Genomic DNA, 13,611 nt, shown 5'->3' with positions numbered 1-13,611 from the left:
CGGCCCGAGCCGGTAGCCGGGCCCGCTCGTGGCAGTGCCGGCTGCGCTGGCCCCGGGCCGCCGGGCCGCCGCCTGCCTAGCCGCGGGGAACCTGCCTCATCAAGCATTGAACTGCCGGTAGTTGGCGGACTGCCCGTTCTCCGCGGTCCGGAGAATCTTGTCCAGCTCAGCGTTGGTGAGTTCGTGGTTGTACAGGAACCTGAAGTATTCGGAAGCCTTGCTCCGCACCGCCGACCTCTGCTGCGGGAAGGCGATGTCGCCGAGCCAGTGCCACATCAGCGCCGACTCCTGCCCGGGCGGATCCCAGCGGTAGCCGCCCAGCGGTACCTTGTACACGCGCTTCGAGCGGACCGCGGCCACGTTCTGCCACACCGGGTCGGAGTAGATGTCCTGCGGCATGGCGGCGTCGAAGTTGCCCAGCAGGATGACCTCGGGGTCCCAGCGCAGGACCTGCTCGATGTCCACGCCCACCATCCCGGAACCGGTCAGCGGGTCCTTGCCTGTTGGCGGGTTGGAGCCGCCCACGAGCTTGATGTAGAAGTCGTTGTAGCTGTTGGCGCCGGCAACCTTGAGCCCGCCGGTGAAGCGGTTGAAGTACAGGATGCTCGGGCCCTTGGATGCGCGCCCGGCCGCCAGGGACTTGACCTCGGCAAGCTCCCGGTCGCTACGGGTCTTGAGCTCGGTGGCACGTTCGGGCTTGCCGAGCATGGCGGCGAACATGGCGACCCATGCGTCGACGTCCTCCTGGGTGCCGGAGTTTTTCAGCCCCAGAACCTGAAGCCCCGCCTTCTCCAGGGGCTCGATGAGCTGCGCGTCCGACCATTGGACCACCACGTCCGGGTTGAGCGCCCGGATGCTTTCAACGTTGGCGGTGAAGTCCTGGGTGGCGATGTCGTGCGGGAGACCCAGGGCGGCAGGAAACATGGAGCCCATGATGCCGTCGCGCATGGCCACCCAGGAGGCGTTGTGCAGGGCCGCGAGATGGTCGGCGCTGCGGTCGACGGCAACCAGAAGGGACGCCGACGGCATCGGGATGGTGACAACCCGGGCCACCGGCCGGTCAAAGGACAGGGTCCGGCCCCGCTGGTCCGTGAGGCTGATGCTGTTGGTGCTGCCCGCAGGGGACGACGGCGGGGCGGTGCCGGATGCGCCGCATCCGGCCAGCAGGGCGGCGGAGCCGCCCGCCATAAACACCTGTAGGGCGGAGCGGCGGTTTAGGTCTGCAGCTGTCATCGTTGACTCCCTGCGCGTGGGTCTTCACAGCATCCGCTTCGGGGGCAGGGCTGTCAACGCTTTCTCCTGCGTTCGGCGACGGGCCGGTCTCGCTGCCCGGACCTGCCGGCCCGCGGCCGGTCCCTTGTCGGCACCATGGCCGGGTGCTACTTTCAGAGGACGCTCGCAGAAGGTGGCCACGGGATGGTTATCGATGGTGCCCAGTTGTTCGTCCGCTATGCCTATCCGCCCAATTCACGGGGCAGCTGCGGCCCGCCGGACAGCGACGCCCTGCTGCATTACGGGCAGTCCGGCGTCACGGACCAGGGGCTCCGCGAACTGGCCAAGGGCTTTGCCGGAGCCTGGCCCTACCTCGAACTGATCGCCGGATCGCATGGCATCGCCGATCCGCTGGACGTCCGCGTGGTGGAGGCCTACTGGGTGGGCAACAGCCTGCTGGATACCGTCGGCATCGCCAACCTCGGCAATTCCATGGAGGACAGGTTCCGGGCGCGCACCGGGCGGCAGTTCCCGCATCTGGTGGAAGGCGTGCTGGCCGGCGGGGTCCCGCACCACAGTTTCCACGTGTTCGAAATCTACCCGTGGCTGGGCCTGCTCCGCGACGAACGCCGGCACGCCACCGCGCTGAACGTGCTGGACAGGTGCCGGATCCGCTGGGGACAGGTGCTCGCGATATCCGGGGACGACGCCGTCGTGCGGTCCCGGCCGCTGGTATGGGACGGCACAGCCCTGGACATCGGCGAGCCCGTGGTGGAATCAGCCAAGTTTGCCGTGAACGGGACCGGTTTCGTGGCCGGGCTGGCAGTAGGCGACGTTGTCTCACTGCACTGGGACTGGGTATGCGACCGCCTCTCCACCCACCAACTGCAGCAGCTCAAGCACTTTACGGCGCGGCACCTCCGGATTGCCAACAGCGGCGTCGAACACCGCGGCGCAGCCATAGCGCTCGAACATTAGCAGCGAGCAGCAGCGCCCGGACACCAACCCCTGCGAACAGCTTCTGCGGCCGCCTACGGTGACTGCGGCGCCGCACCGTCGGGATGCTCGGGGGTCTTGACGGCCGTCGCATCGCGGGCGGACGACTCGCCGGCTGGCCGGCCGGCAGGCGAATCATCGGTTCCCGCGTGCTCGCGTCCCGGTTCGGTACCCTCCTCCTTGATGACGTCCTCGCCCCTGCGGGTGGTGCTGACGCCGACGTCGGCCGGAGCAGGTGCCGCGTCTTCAGGGGTTTCGTCCGCTCCGGGCTGGGCGGGTTCCTTCAGCGGCGGTTCGCTGCCGAAAGCCCGGGCTGTCCCTGGCGCGGTGCCCTCAGCGGTGCCCTCTGCGGCGCCCTGGGCGGCGCCCGTCTCCTCGCCGGCGGGGTCAGGCTGGTTCGTGGGTGACATGCTGCTCTCCTTGTGGTGGTTGTGCCGGTTGGGATCCGGGGCCGGTGTCCGCCGGGCGGCCCATCAGCTCCAGTCCTTCCATGGCCTGTTCCGCGCCCGCGGCATCCATGCGTTCCAGCGCAAAGCCCATGTGGATCAGGACCCATGTGCCGGGTACCAGGGGCCCCTCATCCAGCAGTCCGATATTGATCTTCCGCCGCACTCCTGCCACATCGACGAGGGCGAGCTGGCCGCCGTACCCCTCGAGGAGTTCAACGACCCTGCCGGGTATTCCGAGGCACATGTACAGACACCGCCTACTTTGAAGTGGAAAACGGGCGTGGAGTGGAAGAGTGCCGGCCGAGCAGGGACCCGACGGCGGCGGCCGCCTTGGGTACCGCCGCGGCCACCGGTGCCGAGAGGCCGATCCCTTCGGACAGGTCTGCGGGGACACAACCCACCACATACGTGGCAGGCAGGCTGCCGCCCATGGACCGAAGCCGGCCCAGCACGGCCGCCGGGTCCATGCCGTGGGGATCGAGCATGGCCCTGCCGTCCAAGTCCGCCGCGCTGACCCGCAGCACGCGGATGCTGCCGGGGGCCGAGGTCCCGTCCGCAGGCACCGTGTCCACGAGGACCAGGGTGTCCACGCCGGCCAGGAGATCGTAGGCCAGATGCATGCCGCGGATGCCGTAGTCCACCACGCGGACGCCGGGGGCCAGCGGCTGCGGATTCTCGGCGAGGTGCCGTGCCACCTCGGGGCCGAAGCCGTCGTCGTGCAGGAACAGGTTCCCCACGCCGGCCACGAGGACGCCGCCTGGGCGCTCGTCGTCCCCTGGCGCGGCGGACCCTTGCGGCACGGACGCGGCCCTGCTGTCGGCGGTCACATCCGCCGCACTTTCATGTACCGCCGGATATCCGGAACTGCGCGGATCCCGACGTAGATGCCCCAGAGGGCCATCGCTGCCAGCACTGAAACAGTGGCCATCCCTATTGCCTTCATTACGGGTTTTCCTTTCCCTCCAGCGGCTCCAGTTCGTCGGGCGCGTAGTAAAAGGACCGGCCGTAGCCCTCGTGGAGATCGGCCGCCGGATCCTGCTCGAGGACGAGCCCGACGTGGGTGCTGCCGTCGACGTCGAAATGTACGCTGGTGACCCGCCCGGTCTGTCCGCCGAAGAACAAGTCCTGGGCGTCGGCCCGCCGGTTCGGGTGCACGCGCACACGGCTGCCGCGCGCCACCGCGACACCGTTGATCACGACGGCGTCCTGGTCCGGCCGGACACGGGCCTCCGCCTCCGGATTCCACCATGGGACGTCCTGGCTGGCTGTGCCCCACGATTCGGCCGGGGCATAGTCCTCGGGACCTGGAGCGAACGCGTGCGGGTTCCGCAGGGCGCCGTGCAGCTGCTGGAGGTCCTCCGGTGACATCGCCTCGCAGCGGTCGATGACGGCGGCGGCCCGCGGGTCCGTCGCCCGCGCCTCGGCCTTTTCCTCGTCGGTCAGCGTCAGCACCCGCAGGGTGAGGATCTCGTCGATCTCGGTGGAGTCGTACAGCGCCACCGAGCTTTCCGGGGCGACGGCGGGGTGGTCGTACAGAATGATGGGCGAGACCAGCAGCACGTCGGTCTGGCCTTCGGGGCCGGCCAGCACGGGCCAGCAGCGGTGCTGGGAGCACCGCCCGGCCGCCGGCTGCGCCCACCCCGGAGGGTCCAGCAGCGAGACGAAATCCCCGTCCCGCACGCCGAGCAGCACGTGGGCCCCGATGAAGGAGGCCGCGGTGGCGTCCTGCCGGTTCCCGGCGGGCAGGGGATCGGCCGTGTTTGTCGCGGTGACGCCGAGCCGCAGCAGCCGGCCGGAATCTTCGGCCGCGTTGAGCCGCAGTTCACCGCGGAGGGCACGACGGCGGCGCACCAGCCGCCCGGCCGGCCTCCCGGCGTCGTCCTTGAGTTCCTCGACGTCGAGTCCCTCCGGGACCTCCACGGGCAGGACCTGTCCGGCCCGGAGCTGCGCCACGGAAAACGGCCCGAACGCCACTTCCTGTTCAACGGCCTCGTCCCAGCTCAGCCAGTTCGCACCGCCCACGGCGAGGCTGTCCACGGGAGTGAACCGGCCGCCGTCGTCCGCCTTTTCAGCCGTGCGCGTCTGCAGGTGCAGGAAGCGGAAATGGATTTCAAGGCCGGCCTCGGCTCCCGGGGCCAGCAGGCAGTCGGCGGACATGGAGGGTTCCTCCCCGCAGCCGTCCTCAGCGGCGCCCGGGGGACCCAGGATGCCGAACTGCCAGCGGGCACGGTTCTTCTGGGCGGAGGCGCGGTAGGGGTAGAGCAGGTAGCCCTCGTAGAGGACGGCGTCGGCGACGGCACGGGCAAGGGCGAGGCTGGTGTTCATGGCCGTTCCCCGGACACATCGGCCGTGGCCTGGGCGAGCAGTTTCTCCACCGCGGCTTCCCACGACGTGAGACCCGCGGCGGACTTGTACCGGGCGAGTGCTGCCAGGACGTCGCGGTCCAGGCGGATCCATCCGGCGTTGGGGAAATACTGGTCCATCAGGCTGCGCCAGGCGGCGACCGGCAACCGGTACGACGCCTCAAGGTCCCAGGGCACCTGTTCCACGGTGAACCCGGTCTGCCCTTTTGTGAACACGGTGCCGGAGAACAGCAGCTCCAGCGGTATCTCGCCGGCGTGCAGGGCGTGCAGGTATTTGGCGGCGGCCACGTCGAAATCAAAAGTGCAGGGCAGTGGGAGGTCCGCCTCGGTGCTGCCCGTGAAACCCTGCACCATGGTGCTGCATTGCATCCAGACGAACGACTTGAGCGTGGTGGGCCAGCGTCCGCGGTCGCCGAAGAGGTCCAGCAAACCCGTCTCCTCCTCCGGCGCGTAGCCGCGGCGCTGCGGCTGGATCCGGACCTGGCAGCGCAGCGCCACAGCGTGCACCACGGCCCCGGTGCCTTCCGTCAGCTGCAGCCTGGCCGTCATCTGCGGTGCGGCGGCGTAGGGTTCGGGCCGGATCTCCAGCACGGCGAAGGAAAGCTCGGTCACCGGAAGCCTCCCGTGCCGGACGCCGTACTGCCTGATGCTTCGCTGGCGGAATCTGGCGCCGGAACGCTGCGCCGGGAGACCCGGTCGAAGAAGGAGGCGAGCGCATCGCGTGCCTCCTGGCCGCCGTCGAACCCCCGCCAGAGGCGGCGCAGCCGGCCCACAAGCTCGTAGCAGGCGTCCACCGGAACGAGGTGGCAGTCCGCGGCGGCCCTGCCCGGACCCGGGCCGCGGATCAGCAGCGCCTCGGTGTCCGGCGCCGCGAGGCCGAGGGCCGGGTTGCGGGCCAGCACGCCGTCCCAGGCCGCGAGCGGCAGTTCCGATTCCGTGGCCCCGGCCGGGCCCGGGTAGAACGCCACCGTGCGGCCGAGTTTGGAACTGCGGAAGAAGAACGCCAGGCCCACCGGAATTTCCAGTTCGTCCCACTGCCCAAGGCCGAGATCGAAGCCGGGGAAGGAGAGGTACCTGTCCGGCACCGAGCGGTAGCGCAGATGGGCGGTCGCATCGGTGAAGAGGAGGTAGCAGGGCCGGCAGGTGCACATCATCGCGTGGCTCTCCAGGTCCACCACGTGCTGGTGTGCATCGGAAATCGGCTCGCCGCACATTTCGCAGCATTCCCCGGCGGCGGGAGCGGGCCGGTTCGCGGAAATCCGCCGCAGTAAGGCCACCGGCAAGGCGCCGTTGGCCTGGCCGGTTCCCGGGCCGCGCCCTGTACCTCCTCCGTTCTCCATGTTCATTTCAGCGGTCCTGTCCGCCGGCTGCCTGCAGTTCCGGGGCCATGCCGGGCGCCGGCGTCGGGGTGGGCACGGACGCCCCAACCGCAGGTGCTGACTGCACGGACACCGCCGCAGGCACGGACACCGCCGCAGACACGGACACCGCCGCAGGCACCGGGGCCGGCTCCGCCGGTTCCGGTCCAGGCGCCGCCGGGACGGGTTCCAGCCCGGCCGGTGTCACCAGCGGGATTGCCTGCACCGGCGTCACGGCTGCCGGGGCTGCCGGTACCGGGGCAACCGGCAACGGCGCGGACTGCGCGGACAGCGTCGGGACCGCCACGGACATCACTCCGTTCCGGACCAGCAGCGGAAGCGGCTCCAGATGCAGCTCCTTGTCCTCGAGGCAGACGCCTGCCCCCCGCACATCAAAGTGGCCGCGGCAGGTGGGGCAGGTGAGCAGCCCTCCGCCAACCGGTGCCGCGAGGGCGCGCTGCAGCACTGCACCGGCCATGGAACCGGTGCAGCGCGGGCAGTAGTCGCGGTAGGCGTAGATGTCCTGTCCGGTACGGCAGGCCAGCACGGGGTAGCCACCAACGAGGAAACCTGCCACCTCGCCGGCTTCAAGCCCGGCGATCTCCGGAACCGGTTCCCACGTGCCGCCGGACATGTCGTGCCAGGATTCGGCGGGTGTGCCGCCCGCCGGATTGTTCACCCGGACAAGTAGTGAGTCCACCGGGATCAGCGCCGGGGCGCCCGGCTGCTTTTCCGCTTCGACGACGTCGATGGCCGTCACTTCCGGGGCAGCGTTCTGGATGGCCTCCTCAACGGCGTACTTGAGGGTGACGGACGACGACGGGCAGCCCTGGCAGGTGCCCAGCAGCTTGAGCCTCACCACGCCGTCGGGACTGATGCCTTCGAGTTCCACGTCGCCGCCGTGGGAGCCCAGATAGGGCCGGACACTGTCCAGCGCCGCGGCCACCCGTGCCTCCAGCGGATGGGGGTGCAGCCCGTGGATCACCAGGAGGGCGGCGACCAGGCTGTCAGCGGTCAGCGCTTCGAGAGTGACGTCGTCGAGCTTTCCATGGGCCTGCAGGATCTCCATGATCCGTTGCAGTCCGGCACCGTAAAGGTCTGTCACCTGCCGGACCAGGTCCTCGGCACGGCCGCGGGCCACCGCCCCGCCGGCGCCGAGGGCGTCAAGGAGTGTGCCGATTTGGTCGCCGCTCTGCAGCGCCGGCCGGTCCCCGCCGAGCATGGCCTACTCGCCGGTCAGGGTCTGGGTGGGGGAATGGAGCATGTCCAGCGTCTGCCCGTTGCCCAGGTACATGTGGACACCGCACGGCAGGCAGGGATCGAAGCTGCGGACGGTGCGCATGATGTCGATGCCCTTGAAATGCTCCCGGTCGTTTTCCTCGAAGATCGGCTGCCCCTGGACCGCGTCCTCGTAGGGGCCGGCCACGCCGTTGGAGTCGGTGGGGCTGGCATTCCACGGGGTGGGCGGGTAGGGGTGGTAGTTGGCGATCTTGCCGTCGCGGATCACCATGTGGTGGGACAGGACTCCGCGGACCGCCTCAGTGAAGCCGCAGCCGATGCCTTCATCCGGGACCTCGAAGGTTTCCCACGTCTTGGTCCGGCCGGCCCGGATCTCCTCGAGGGCCTTTTCCGCGAAGTGCAGCGCAGCAGCCGCGGCGTAGGCCTGGAAGTAGGTGCGGGCGCGGTTGCGTTCGAGCGTGTTGCTCCACTGCGGGATGTTCCACTCGAAAGTGACCGGCCCCTTCAGCGCGGTCTTGGGCAGGTTGATCTGGACGCTCCTGCCGGTGGCCTTGATGTAGCCGATGTCCACGAGTCCGGCGAGCGCCGTGGCCCAGAGCCGGGCCAGCGGGCCGCCGCCGGTGTCCAGGGCGAGGTTGTCCTGGCCGTCGAACCAGCGCGGGGACATGACCCAGCTGTACTTGTCTGAGAGGTCGCGCTTCTGCGGCCGCGGGTTGGTGTGCTGGTTCCACGGATGCCTGCGGTCCACCGGGTTGCCCAGCGGATCGTGGGTGACGAACATTTCCTGGTCTTCCCAGTCCTCGTAATACGAGGAGCCGAGCATGATCCGCAGGCCCAGATTGATGCGTACCAGGTCGGTGGTGACCAGCTTGCCGTCCACCACCACGCCCGGCGTGACGAACATCTTCCGGCCCCACTCGGTCATGTCCTTGTACTCGAAGTTGCAGTAGTCCGGGTCCTGCAGCGATCCCCAGCAGCCCAGCAGCGTCCGCCGCAGCCCCACCTGCTCGTAGCCCGGCAGTGCCTCGTAGAAGAAATCGAACAGGTCGTCGTGCATCGGGACGACCTTCTTCATGAACTCGACGTAGCGCATGAGCCGGGTGAGGTAGTCCGTCATCAGCTGGATGGTGGCCACCGTCCCCACGCCGCCCGGATAGAGCGTGGAGGGGTGCACGTGGCGGCCCTCCATCAGGCAGAACATTTCCCGGGTGGCGCGGCTGACCTGCAGGGCCTCCCGGTAGAACTCGCCGGTGAAGGGGTTCAGCGAGCGCATGATGTCGGCGATGGTCCGGTAGCCGTGGTCGGCCTCATGGGGTGCCCGGGTGTTTTCGGCCTTGGCGAGGACGCCGGGGTTGGTTTCGGAGACCATCCTTTCGCAGTAGTCCACGCCAACGAGGTTTTCCTGGAAGATGTTGTGGTCGAACATGTACTCCGCCGCTTCACCCAGGTTGACGATCCATTCGCCCAGGTTCGGCGGCTTGACGCCGTATGCCATGTTTTGCGTATAGCAGGAGCAGGTGGCGTGGTTGTCGCCGCAGATACCGCAGATGCGGCTGGTGATGAAGTGGGCGTCCCGCGGGTCCTTGCCCTTCATGAAGATGGAGTAGCCGCGGAAGATCGAGGAGGTGCTCTTGCATTCCACCACCTGGTTGTTCTCGAAGTCGATCTTGGTATAGATGCCGAGGCTGCCGACGATCCTGGTGATGGGATCCCAGTTCATTTCCACCAGGTTGTTGTTACCCGTTCCGCTTCCGGAACCCATGGGAATTGTTGACGTCATTGTCTTCGCCTGTCTGGAATTGGGTGGGTTACCAGGTGCGCCGGGCCCCGGTGAGGAGCTCGGGTCCGGGCCGGCGCCACTTGGGCTCCTGGTCCAGGGTGTGCGTCGTGATGCCCCGCAGGGTCCGGATGGCGGAGCCGTAGGGCCGGATGGTGCTGGTGGAAAGCTTGCCGCCGGGAGGCTCATCCATGAAGGGCATGAACTTGTCCGGGAAGCCGGGCATGGTGCAGCCGATGCAGATGCCGCCGACGTTGGGGCAGCCGCCGATGCCGTTCATCCAGCCGCGCTTGGGCACGTTGCACTTCACCACGGGACCCCAGCAGCCGAGCTTGACGATGCACTTGGGGGAACCGTACTCGGTGGCGAAGTCGCCCTGCTCGTAGTAGCCGGCCCGGTCGCAACCCTCGTGCACCGTCTTGCCGAACAGCCATGTGGGTCGCAGGTTTTCGTCCAGCGGGATCATCGGTGCCTGGCCGGTGGCCTGATAGAGCAGGTACGTCATGGTTTCGGAGAGGTTGTCAGGCTGGATCGGGCATCCGGGCACGCAAACGATGGGGATGCCGGCCTTGGACTTCCAGTCGTAGCCGAGGTAGTCCGGCACGCCCATGGCGCCGGTCGGGTTGCCGGCCATGGCGTGGATGCCGCCGTAGGTTGCGCAGGTTCCGGCGGCGATGATCGCGGTGGCCTTGGGTGCCAGGCGGTCCAGCCACTCGCTGGTGGTGATGGGCTGGCCGGTCTCGAGGTCGTTGCCGAACCCGCACCAGTAGCCGCCGGGGTCATGGAGTTTCTCGTTGGGGATGGATCCCTCGACCACCAGCACGAACGGTTCCAGTTCGCCCCGGTCCGCTTTGCGGAACCATTCCAGGAAGTCGTCGGCCCCTTCCTGCGGGCCGCATTCAAAGTCGATCAGTGGCCAGTGCATGGCAATCTTCGGCAGGCCGGGCAGCGCCCCGAGGGCGATTTCCTCGACGCTCGGCTGGGTGGCCGCGGTCAGGGCGACCGAGTCGCCGTCACAACTGAGCCCTGCGTTGATCCACAGTACGTGGATGAGGGCTTCTTCGGCCTTGAGGGAAGTTTCCGTAGGCATCGTTGCCTCTTTCAGTGCCCCTGCTGGGGTTCAGTGTGCTTTTGTCAGGGCGCCGGTCAGGGGTTCTGACCCGGCTGTCCCGGAGGTTGGCGCCGCCGGTGGGGATGTGGCGCCGTCGAGCCAGCCGTACCAGGCGGCGAGGCCTTCGCCGGTGGCGGCGGACAGGGTGAGGAATTCGGCCCGCGGATTGATCTGCCGGATGCGGCGCAGGCACTCGTCGACGTCGAAGTCGACGTAGGGGAGCAGGTCCGACTTGTTGACGATCACGAGGTCGGCTGCCATGAACATGTGCGGGTATTTCTGGGGTTTGTCATCACCTTCCGTTACCGAAACGATCACCACCTTGGCCGTTTCGCCGAGGTCAAAAAGAGCGGGGCAGACGAGGTTGCCCACATTTTCAATGAAGACCGTGGAGCCTGGCTCCGGGTCCAGCGCATCGAGGCCGTGCCGCAGCATGTCGGCATCGAGATGGCAGCCGGCTCCGGTATTGATCTGGATGACGGGGCGCCCGGTGGCGCGGATGCGGTCCGCGTCGAGTGACGTCTCCTGGTCCCCTTCGATGACACCTGCTTCCAGGTGCCCGCCGAGTTCCGTCAGCGTGCGGACCAGGAGAGTGGTCTTGCCGGCACCCGGTGAACTCATGACGTTGAAGGCGCGGACTCCGCGGCCGGCCAGCCAGCCGCGGTTCGTCGCGGCCAGCAGGTCGTTCTTGGCCAGCAGGTTCTGCTCAAGCACGATGGTTTCTGAGCCCGCTGCCGCATGGTGGTGGCCGTCCGCGTGCCCGCTCATGTCTGCATGGTCGTTGGAGGCGGCGTGCGTATGCGAGTCGGCGTGCTCGTGGGTGTACGTGCCCCCGTGCTCATCGGTATGGCTGTGCGGGTGCCCCTGCCCGGGTGTTTGCAGTTCTCCTGCGAGGTTTGAAATGCGGGTGCCGGCCTCGTCGCCGCAACCGCATGTTGTACACATGCCCTATGCCACCTCCACGGACATCAGCATCAGCTCGCGGCCGCTGAGGACTTCGACGTCCGCGCTTCCGCAAGGGCAAAGCAGAATGAGATCGCTCAGATTGAATTCGTCCTGGCAACTGCGGCACCGTCCCCGGCCCTGCGGTTCATCGATCTGCAGCCGGGCGCCGGCCAGCGGGGTGCCGGCCGCAGCCACATCAAAACAAAAACGCACGGCATCAGCCAGCACGCCGGAAAGGGGACCGATCCTTAGGTTGACCGCAGTGACCGTCCGTTCACCTGTGCGGTCCAGAACGGCGTCGACAAGCCCCTGCGTGATGGAGAGTTCGTGCATAATCGCGCCCCTTTTTGCCAAGATAGGCTCACGCCGGAGAAAACGCAACCGTCCGAATTTCCGCCCGCCCATCCCCGGTTCGAACGGACAGTTACGGCCCTGCCGGGGCCGGACTTTGGGGCGTCAAGTGTCCGTTCGCGCTGTGTTCATCGCGCCCGGCGCTAGGGTTGGAGGATGCCGTCCTTCCAGACCAGACTCAAGATCACCGGGCTGAAGCCGGGCAACCGTCCCGAGACGGTGATGGACACCGCCGTCGAATGCCTGGGGTCGCGGCACCATGTTGAGTCGCATCAGCTGGAACTGGCCGGCGGCGTGCCGCAGCTGAACCTGCGGTTCCTCGTGGAGGCTACGGAATACAACAGTGAGAACAGCGCGGCGCGCGAGTCGGCAGCCGTGATGCGCGACGCCGTCGAACGCGTCGCGCTGACAGGCTCGCTTTCGGTGCTCCGCCGCAGCCGCGGCCGCTGGGCGCCCGTTTAATGCTTTGGCGCCCCGACCTTAGTTGCCCCGATCTTAGTTGTCCGGACCGGCGGCGCCGCCCGGCTCGTCCACGGGGGAGCGGTCGCCGCGCCGGCGTGTGACAATCAGACCCACGACGGCGCCAATCACCAGGCCAACGGCCACACCGATCAGCGAACTCGCCCAAAACGGCAGCCCCGTCGCGGAGCCTGTGAAGAAACCGAGGCCCACGAGCCACGTCGCCCACAGCACCGCTCCCAGCCCGGCGCACAGGCTGAAGCCCCGGGTGGAGACGTCGGCAATGCCTGCGGCGGCCGACGTCGCCAGCCGCCCTCCGGGAATGAACCGGGCCCCGATGATGGTGCCGTAGGCGGAGGACCGGCCCGCCTTGGCGATGGCCTGGTGGATGCCGCGGTGGATCTTCCGGCCCCATGTCCAGCGGTCCAGGATATGGCTCAGCCGGCGTTTGAACAGCTGGAACACCACCATGTCGCCCAGCCACGAGGCGGTGGCTGACAGGACACCGACCAGGAACAGGTTGGCCCGTCCGGCGGCGGACAGGGCACCGCCCGTGATCAGGACCATCTCGGACGGGATGGGCGGAAAAATGGCATCGCCGAGGACGGCCGGGATGATCCAGAAGTAGATGGCCGTGCTCCACGTGTCCGGATTGCCGAAGTCCATTTGCACAACGTACCGCACCGAGGCGGGAACGCGCCGGGTGGACAGCCATGGCAGAAGTCCGGCACCCGGTGGAACTCCTGCGCGGCGGACCCCTACGCCCTGGCCGGTTCACAATGCCACACTGGCTGCATGCGGATAGAGATCGTTGAGGGTGACATCACCGGGCGGCCCGTGGACGCGGTGGTAAATGCCGCCAACTCTTCGCTGCTGGGCGGCGGCGGCGTGGACGGGGCGATCCACCGGGCGGCCGGGCCGGAACTGCTGGCGGCCTGCCGGGAACTGAGGGCAACGACGCTCCAGGACGGGCTGCCGGTGGGCGCTGCCGTGGCCACCCCCGGATTCGGGCTGGCGGCGCGCTGGGTCATCCACACCGTCGGGCCCAACCGCCATGCCGGGCAGACCAATCCGGCACTGCTGGCGTCCTGTTTTACCGAGTGCCTGCGGGTTGCCGAGGGCCTGGGTGTCCGGTCCCTGGCCTTTCCTGCGGTAGGCGCGGGGGTCTATGGCTGGGCCGCCCGCCAGGTGGCGCAGGTGGCGTTCGACGCCGTCCGATCGTATGCCGCGCGGTCCGCCGAAGGGGGCGTGGAGTTGGTGGAGTTCGTGCTCTTTGGCCCGGAAACCGCGGCAGTCTTCCGGGATGTCCTCGAAGGTGCTGCCTAGCGGACCCTCCCGGCTAGCGCACTTT

At 68.2% G+C, this 13,611-nt stretch carries 17 protein-coding genes; 3 read left to right on the top strand and 14 right to left on the bottom strand.

Annotated features, from left to right (window positions below; all coding sequences use genetic code 11):
• Nucleotides 1-99: 99 nt before the first annotated feature.
• Nucleotides 100-1,233 carry an ABC transporter substrate-binding protein gene (locus CXZ05_RS11470; protein WP_102972725.1) on the bottom strand — a complete coding sequence of 378 codons (1,134 nt, stop codon included), beginning with the start codon at nt 1,231-1,233 and terminating at the stop codon, nt 100-102.
• Between the two features lie 183 nt (nt 1,234-1,416).
• Between CXZ05_RS11470 and CXZ05_RS11465 the strand changes: the two genes are divergently transcribed.
• Nucleotides 1,417-2,190, top strand: a complete 774-nt coding sequence (locus CXZ05_RS11465; protein WP_102972724.1) for a DUF6390 family protein — start codon at nt 1,417-1,419, stop codon at nt 2,188-2,190.
• Nucleotides 2,191-2,243: 53 nt separating this feature from the next.
• Here the strand turns inward: CXZ05_RS11465 and CXZ05_RS11460 are convergent, their stop codons facing one another.
• From CXZ05_RS11460 to CXZ05_RS11410, 12 genes are read right to left on the bottom strand one after another with little or no spacing between them, the layout of a single operon-like run.
• The gene (locus tag CXZ05_RS11460; RefSeq protein WP_102972723.1) at nt 2,244-2,618 is read right to left on the bottom strand and encodes a hypothetical protein; all 375 of its coding nucleotides are present in this window, start codon (nt 2,616-2,618) and stop codon (nt 2,244-2,246) included.
• Entirely contained in the window at nt 2,596-2,901 is a 306-nt protein-coding gene (locus CXZ05_RS11455; protein WP_102972722.1) for a HypC/HybG/HupF family hydrogenase formation chaperone, read from the bottom strand. The genes CXZ05_RS11460 and CXZ05_RS11455 overlap by 23 nt, the downstream gene beginning before the upstream one ends.
• A 13-nt stretch (nt 2,902-2,914) precedes the next feature.
• Nucleotides 2,915-3,484, bottom strand: coding sequence for a hydrogenase maturation protease (locus tag CXZ05_RS11450; protein ID WP_102972721.1), 570 nt, complete (start codon nt 3,482-3,484; stop codon nt 2,915-2,917).
• A complete protein-coding gene (locus tag CXZ05_RS23695) occupies nt 3,481-3,585 on the bottom strand; it encodes a hypothetical protein (RefSeq protein WP_374754650.1) in 105 nt (34 codons plus the stop codon). The genes CXZ05_RS11450 and CXZ05_RS23695 overlap by 4 nt, the downstream gene beginning before the upstream one ends.
• Before the next feature lie 14 nt (nt 3,586-3,599).
• Nucleotides 3,600-4,982, bottom strand: coding sequence for a phage tail assembly protein (locus CXZ05_RS11445; protein ID WP_102972720.1), 1,383 nt, complete (start codon nt 4,980-4,982; stop codon nt 3,600-3,602).
• On the bottom strand, nt 4,979-5,632 hold the full coding sequence (locus tag CXZ05_RS11440) for a DUF6084 family protein (protein ID WP_102972719.1): 654 nt from the start codon (nt 5,630-5,632) through the stop codon (nt 4,979-4,981). Before CXZ05_RS11440 ends, CXZ05_RS11445 begins: the two co-directional genes overlap by 4 nt.
• The gene (locus tag CXZ05_RS11435; RefSeq protein WP_219726549.1) at nt 5,629-6,366 is read right to left on the bottom strand and encodes a DUF5947 family protein; all 738 of its coding nucleotides are present in this window, start codon (nt 6,364-6,366) and stop codon (nt 5,629-5,631) included. The genes CXZ05_RS11440 and CXZ05_RS11435 overlap by 4 nt, the downstream gene beginning before the upstream one ends.
• 1 nt (nt 6,367) lies before the next feature.
• Nucleotides 6,368-7,600, bottom strand: a complete 1,233-nt coding sequence (locus CXZ05_RS11430) for a NifU family protein (protein ID WP_258006548.1) — start codon at nt 7,598-7,600, stop codon at nt 6,368-6,370.
• Nucleotides 7,601-7,603: 3 nt separating this feature from the next.
• On the bottom strand, nt 7,604-9,397 hold the full coding sequence (locus CXZ05_RS11425) for a nickel-dependent hydrogenase large subunit (RefSeq protein ID WP_102972718.1): 1,794 nt from the start codon (nt 9,395-9,397) through the stop codon (nt 7,604-7,606).
• 28 nt (nt 9,398-9,425) lie between these two features.
• The gene (locus CXZ05_RS11420; RefSeq protein WP_102972717.1) at nt 9,426-10,484 is read right to left on the bottom strand and encodes a hydrogenase expression protein HypE; all 1,059 of its coding nucleotides are present in this window, start codon (nt 10,482-10,484) and stop codon (nt 9,426-9,428) included.
• Between the two features lie 30 nt (nt 10,485-10,514).
• Complete coding sequence (gene hypB, locus CXZ05_RS11415) at nt 10,515-11,450, bottom strand: hydrogenase nickel incorporation protein HypB (protein ID WP_102972716.1); 936 nt, start codon at nt 11,448-11,450, stop codon at nt 10,515-10,517.
• 3 nt (nt 11,451-11,453) lie between these two features.
• Complete coding sequence (locus CXZ05_RS11410; protein WP_102972715.1) at nt 11,454-11,783, bottom strand: hydrogenase maturation nickel metallochaperone HypA; 330 nt, start codon at nt 11,781-11,783, stop codon at nt 11,454-11,456.
• Between the two features lie 174 nt (nt 11,784-11,957).
• On the opposite strand from CXZ05_RS11410, the gene CXZ05_RS11405 reads away from it, so the two are divergent.
• Nucleotides 11,958-12,263, top strand: coding sequence for a hypothetical protein (locus tag CXZ05_RS11405; RefSeq protein WP_102972714.1), 306 nt, complete (start codon nt 11,958-11,960; stop codon nt 12,261-12,263).
• Between the two features lie 33 nt (nt 12,264-12,296).
• Here the strand turns inward: CXZ05_RS11405 and CXZ05_RS11400 are convergent, their stop codons facing one another.
• Nucleotides 12,297-12,926, bottom strand: coding sequence for a DedA family protein (locus CXZ05_RS11400; protein WP_102972713.1), 630 nt, complete (start codon nt 12,924-12,926; stop codon nt 12,297-12,299).
• A gap of 129 nt (nt 12,927-13,055) precedes the next feature.
• Here CXZ05_RS11400 and CXZ05_RS11395 point away from each other — a divergent pair, with 129 nt between their 5' ends.
• Entirely contained in the window at nt 13,056-13,586 is a 531-nt protein-coding gene (locus CXZ05_RS11395) for an O-acetyl-ADP-ribose deacetylase (RefSeq protein ID WP_102972712.1), read from the top strand.
• Nucleotides 13,587-13,611 lie beyond the last annotated feature (25 nt).

Origin of the sequence: Arthrobacter sp. AFG20, from assembly GCF_002892795.1 — a bacterium.
Classification (GTDB): Bacteria; Actinomycetota; Actinomycetes; order Actinomycetales; family Micrococcaceae; genus Arthrobacter.
Note: the sequence above shows the minus strand (reverse complement) of the source record. Positions and strands in the feature narration are given on the sequence as shown.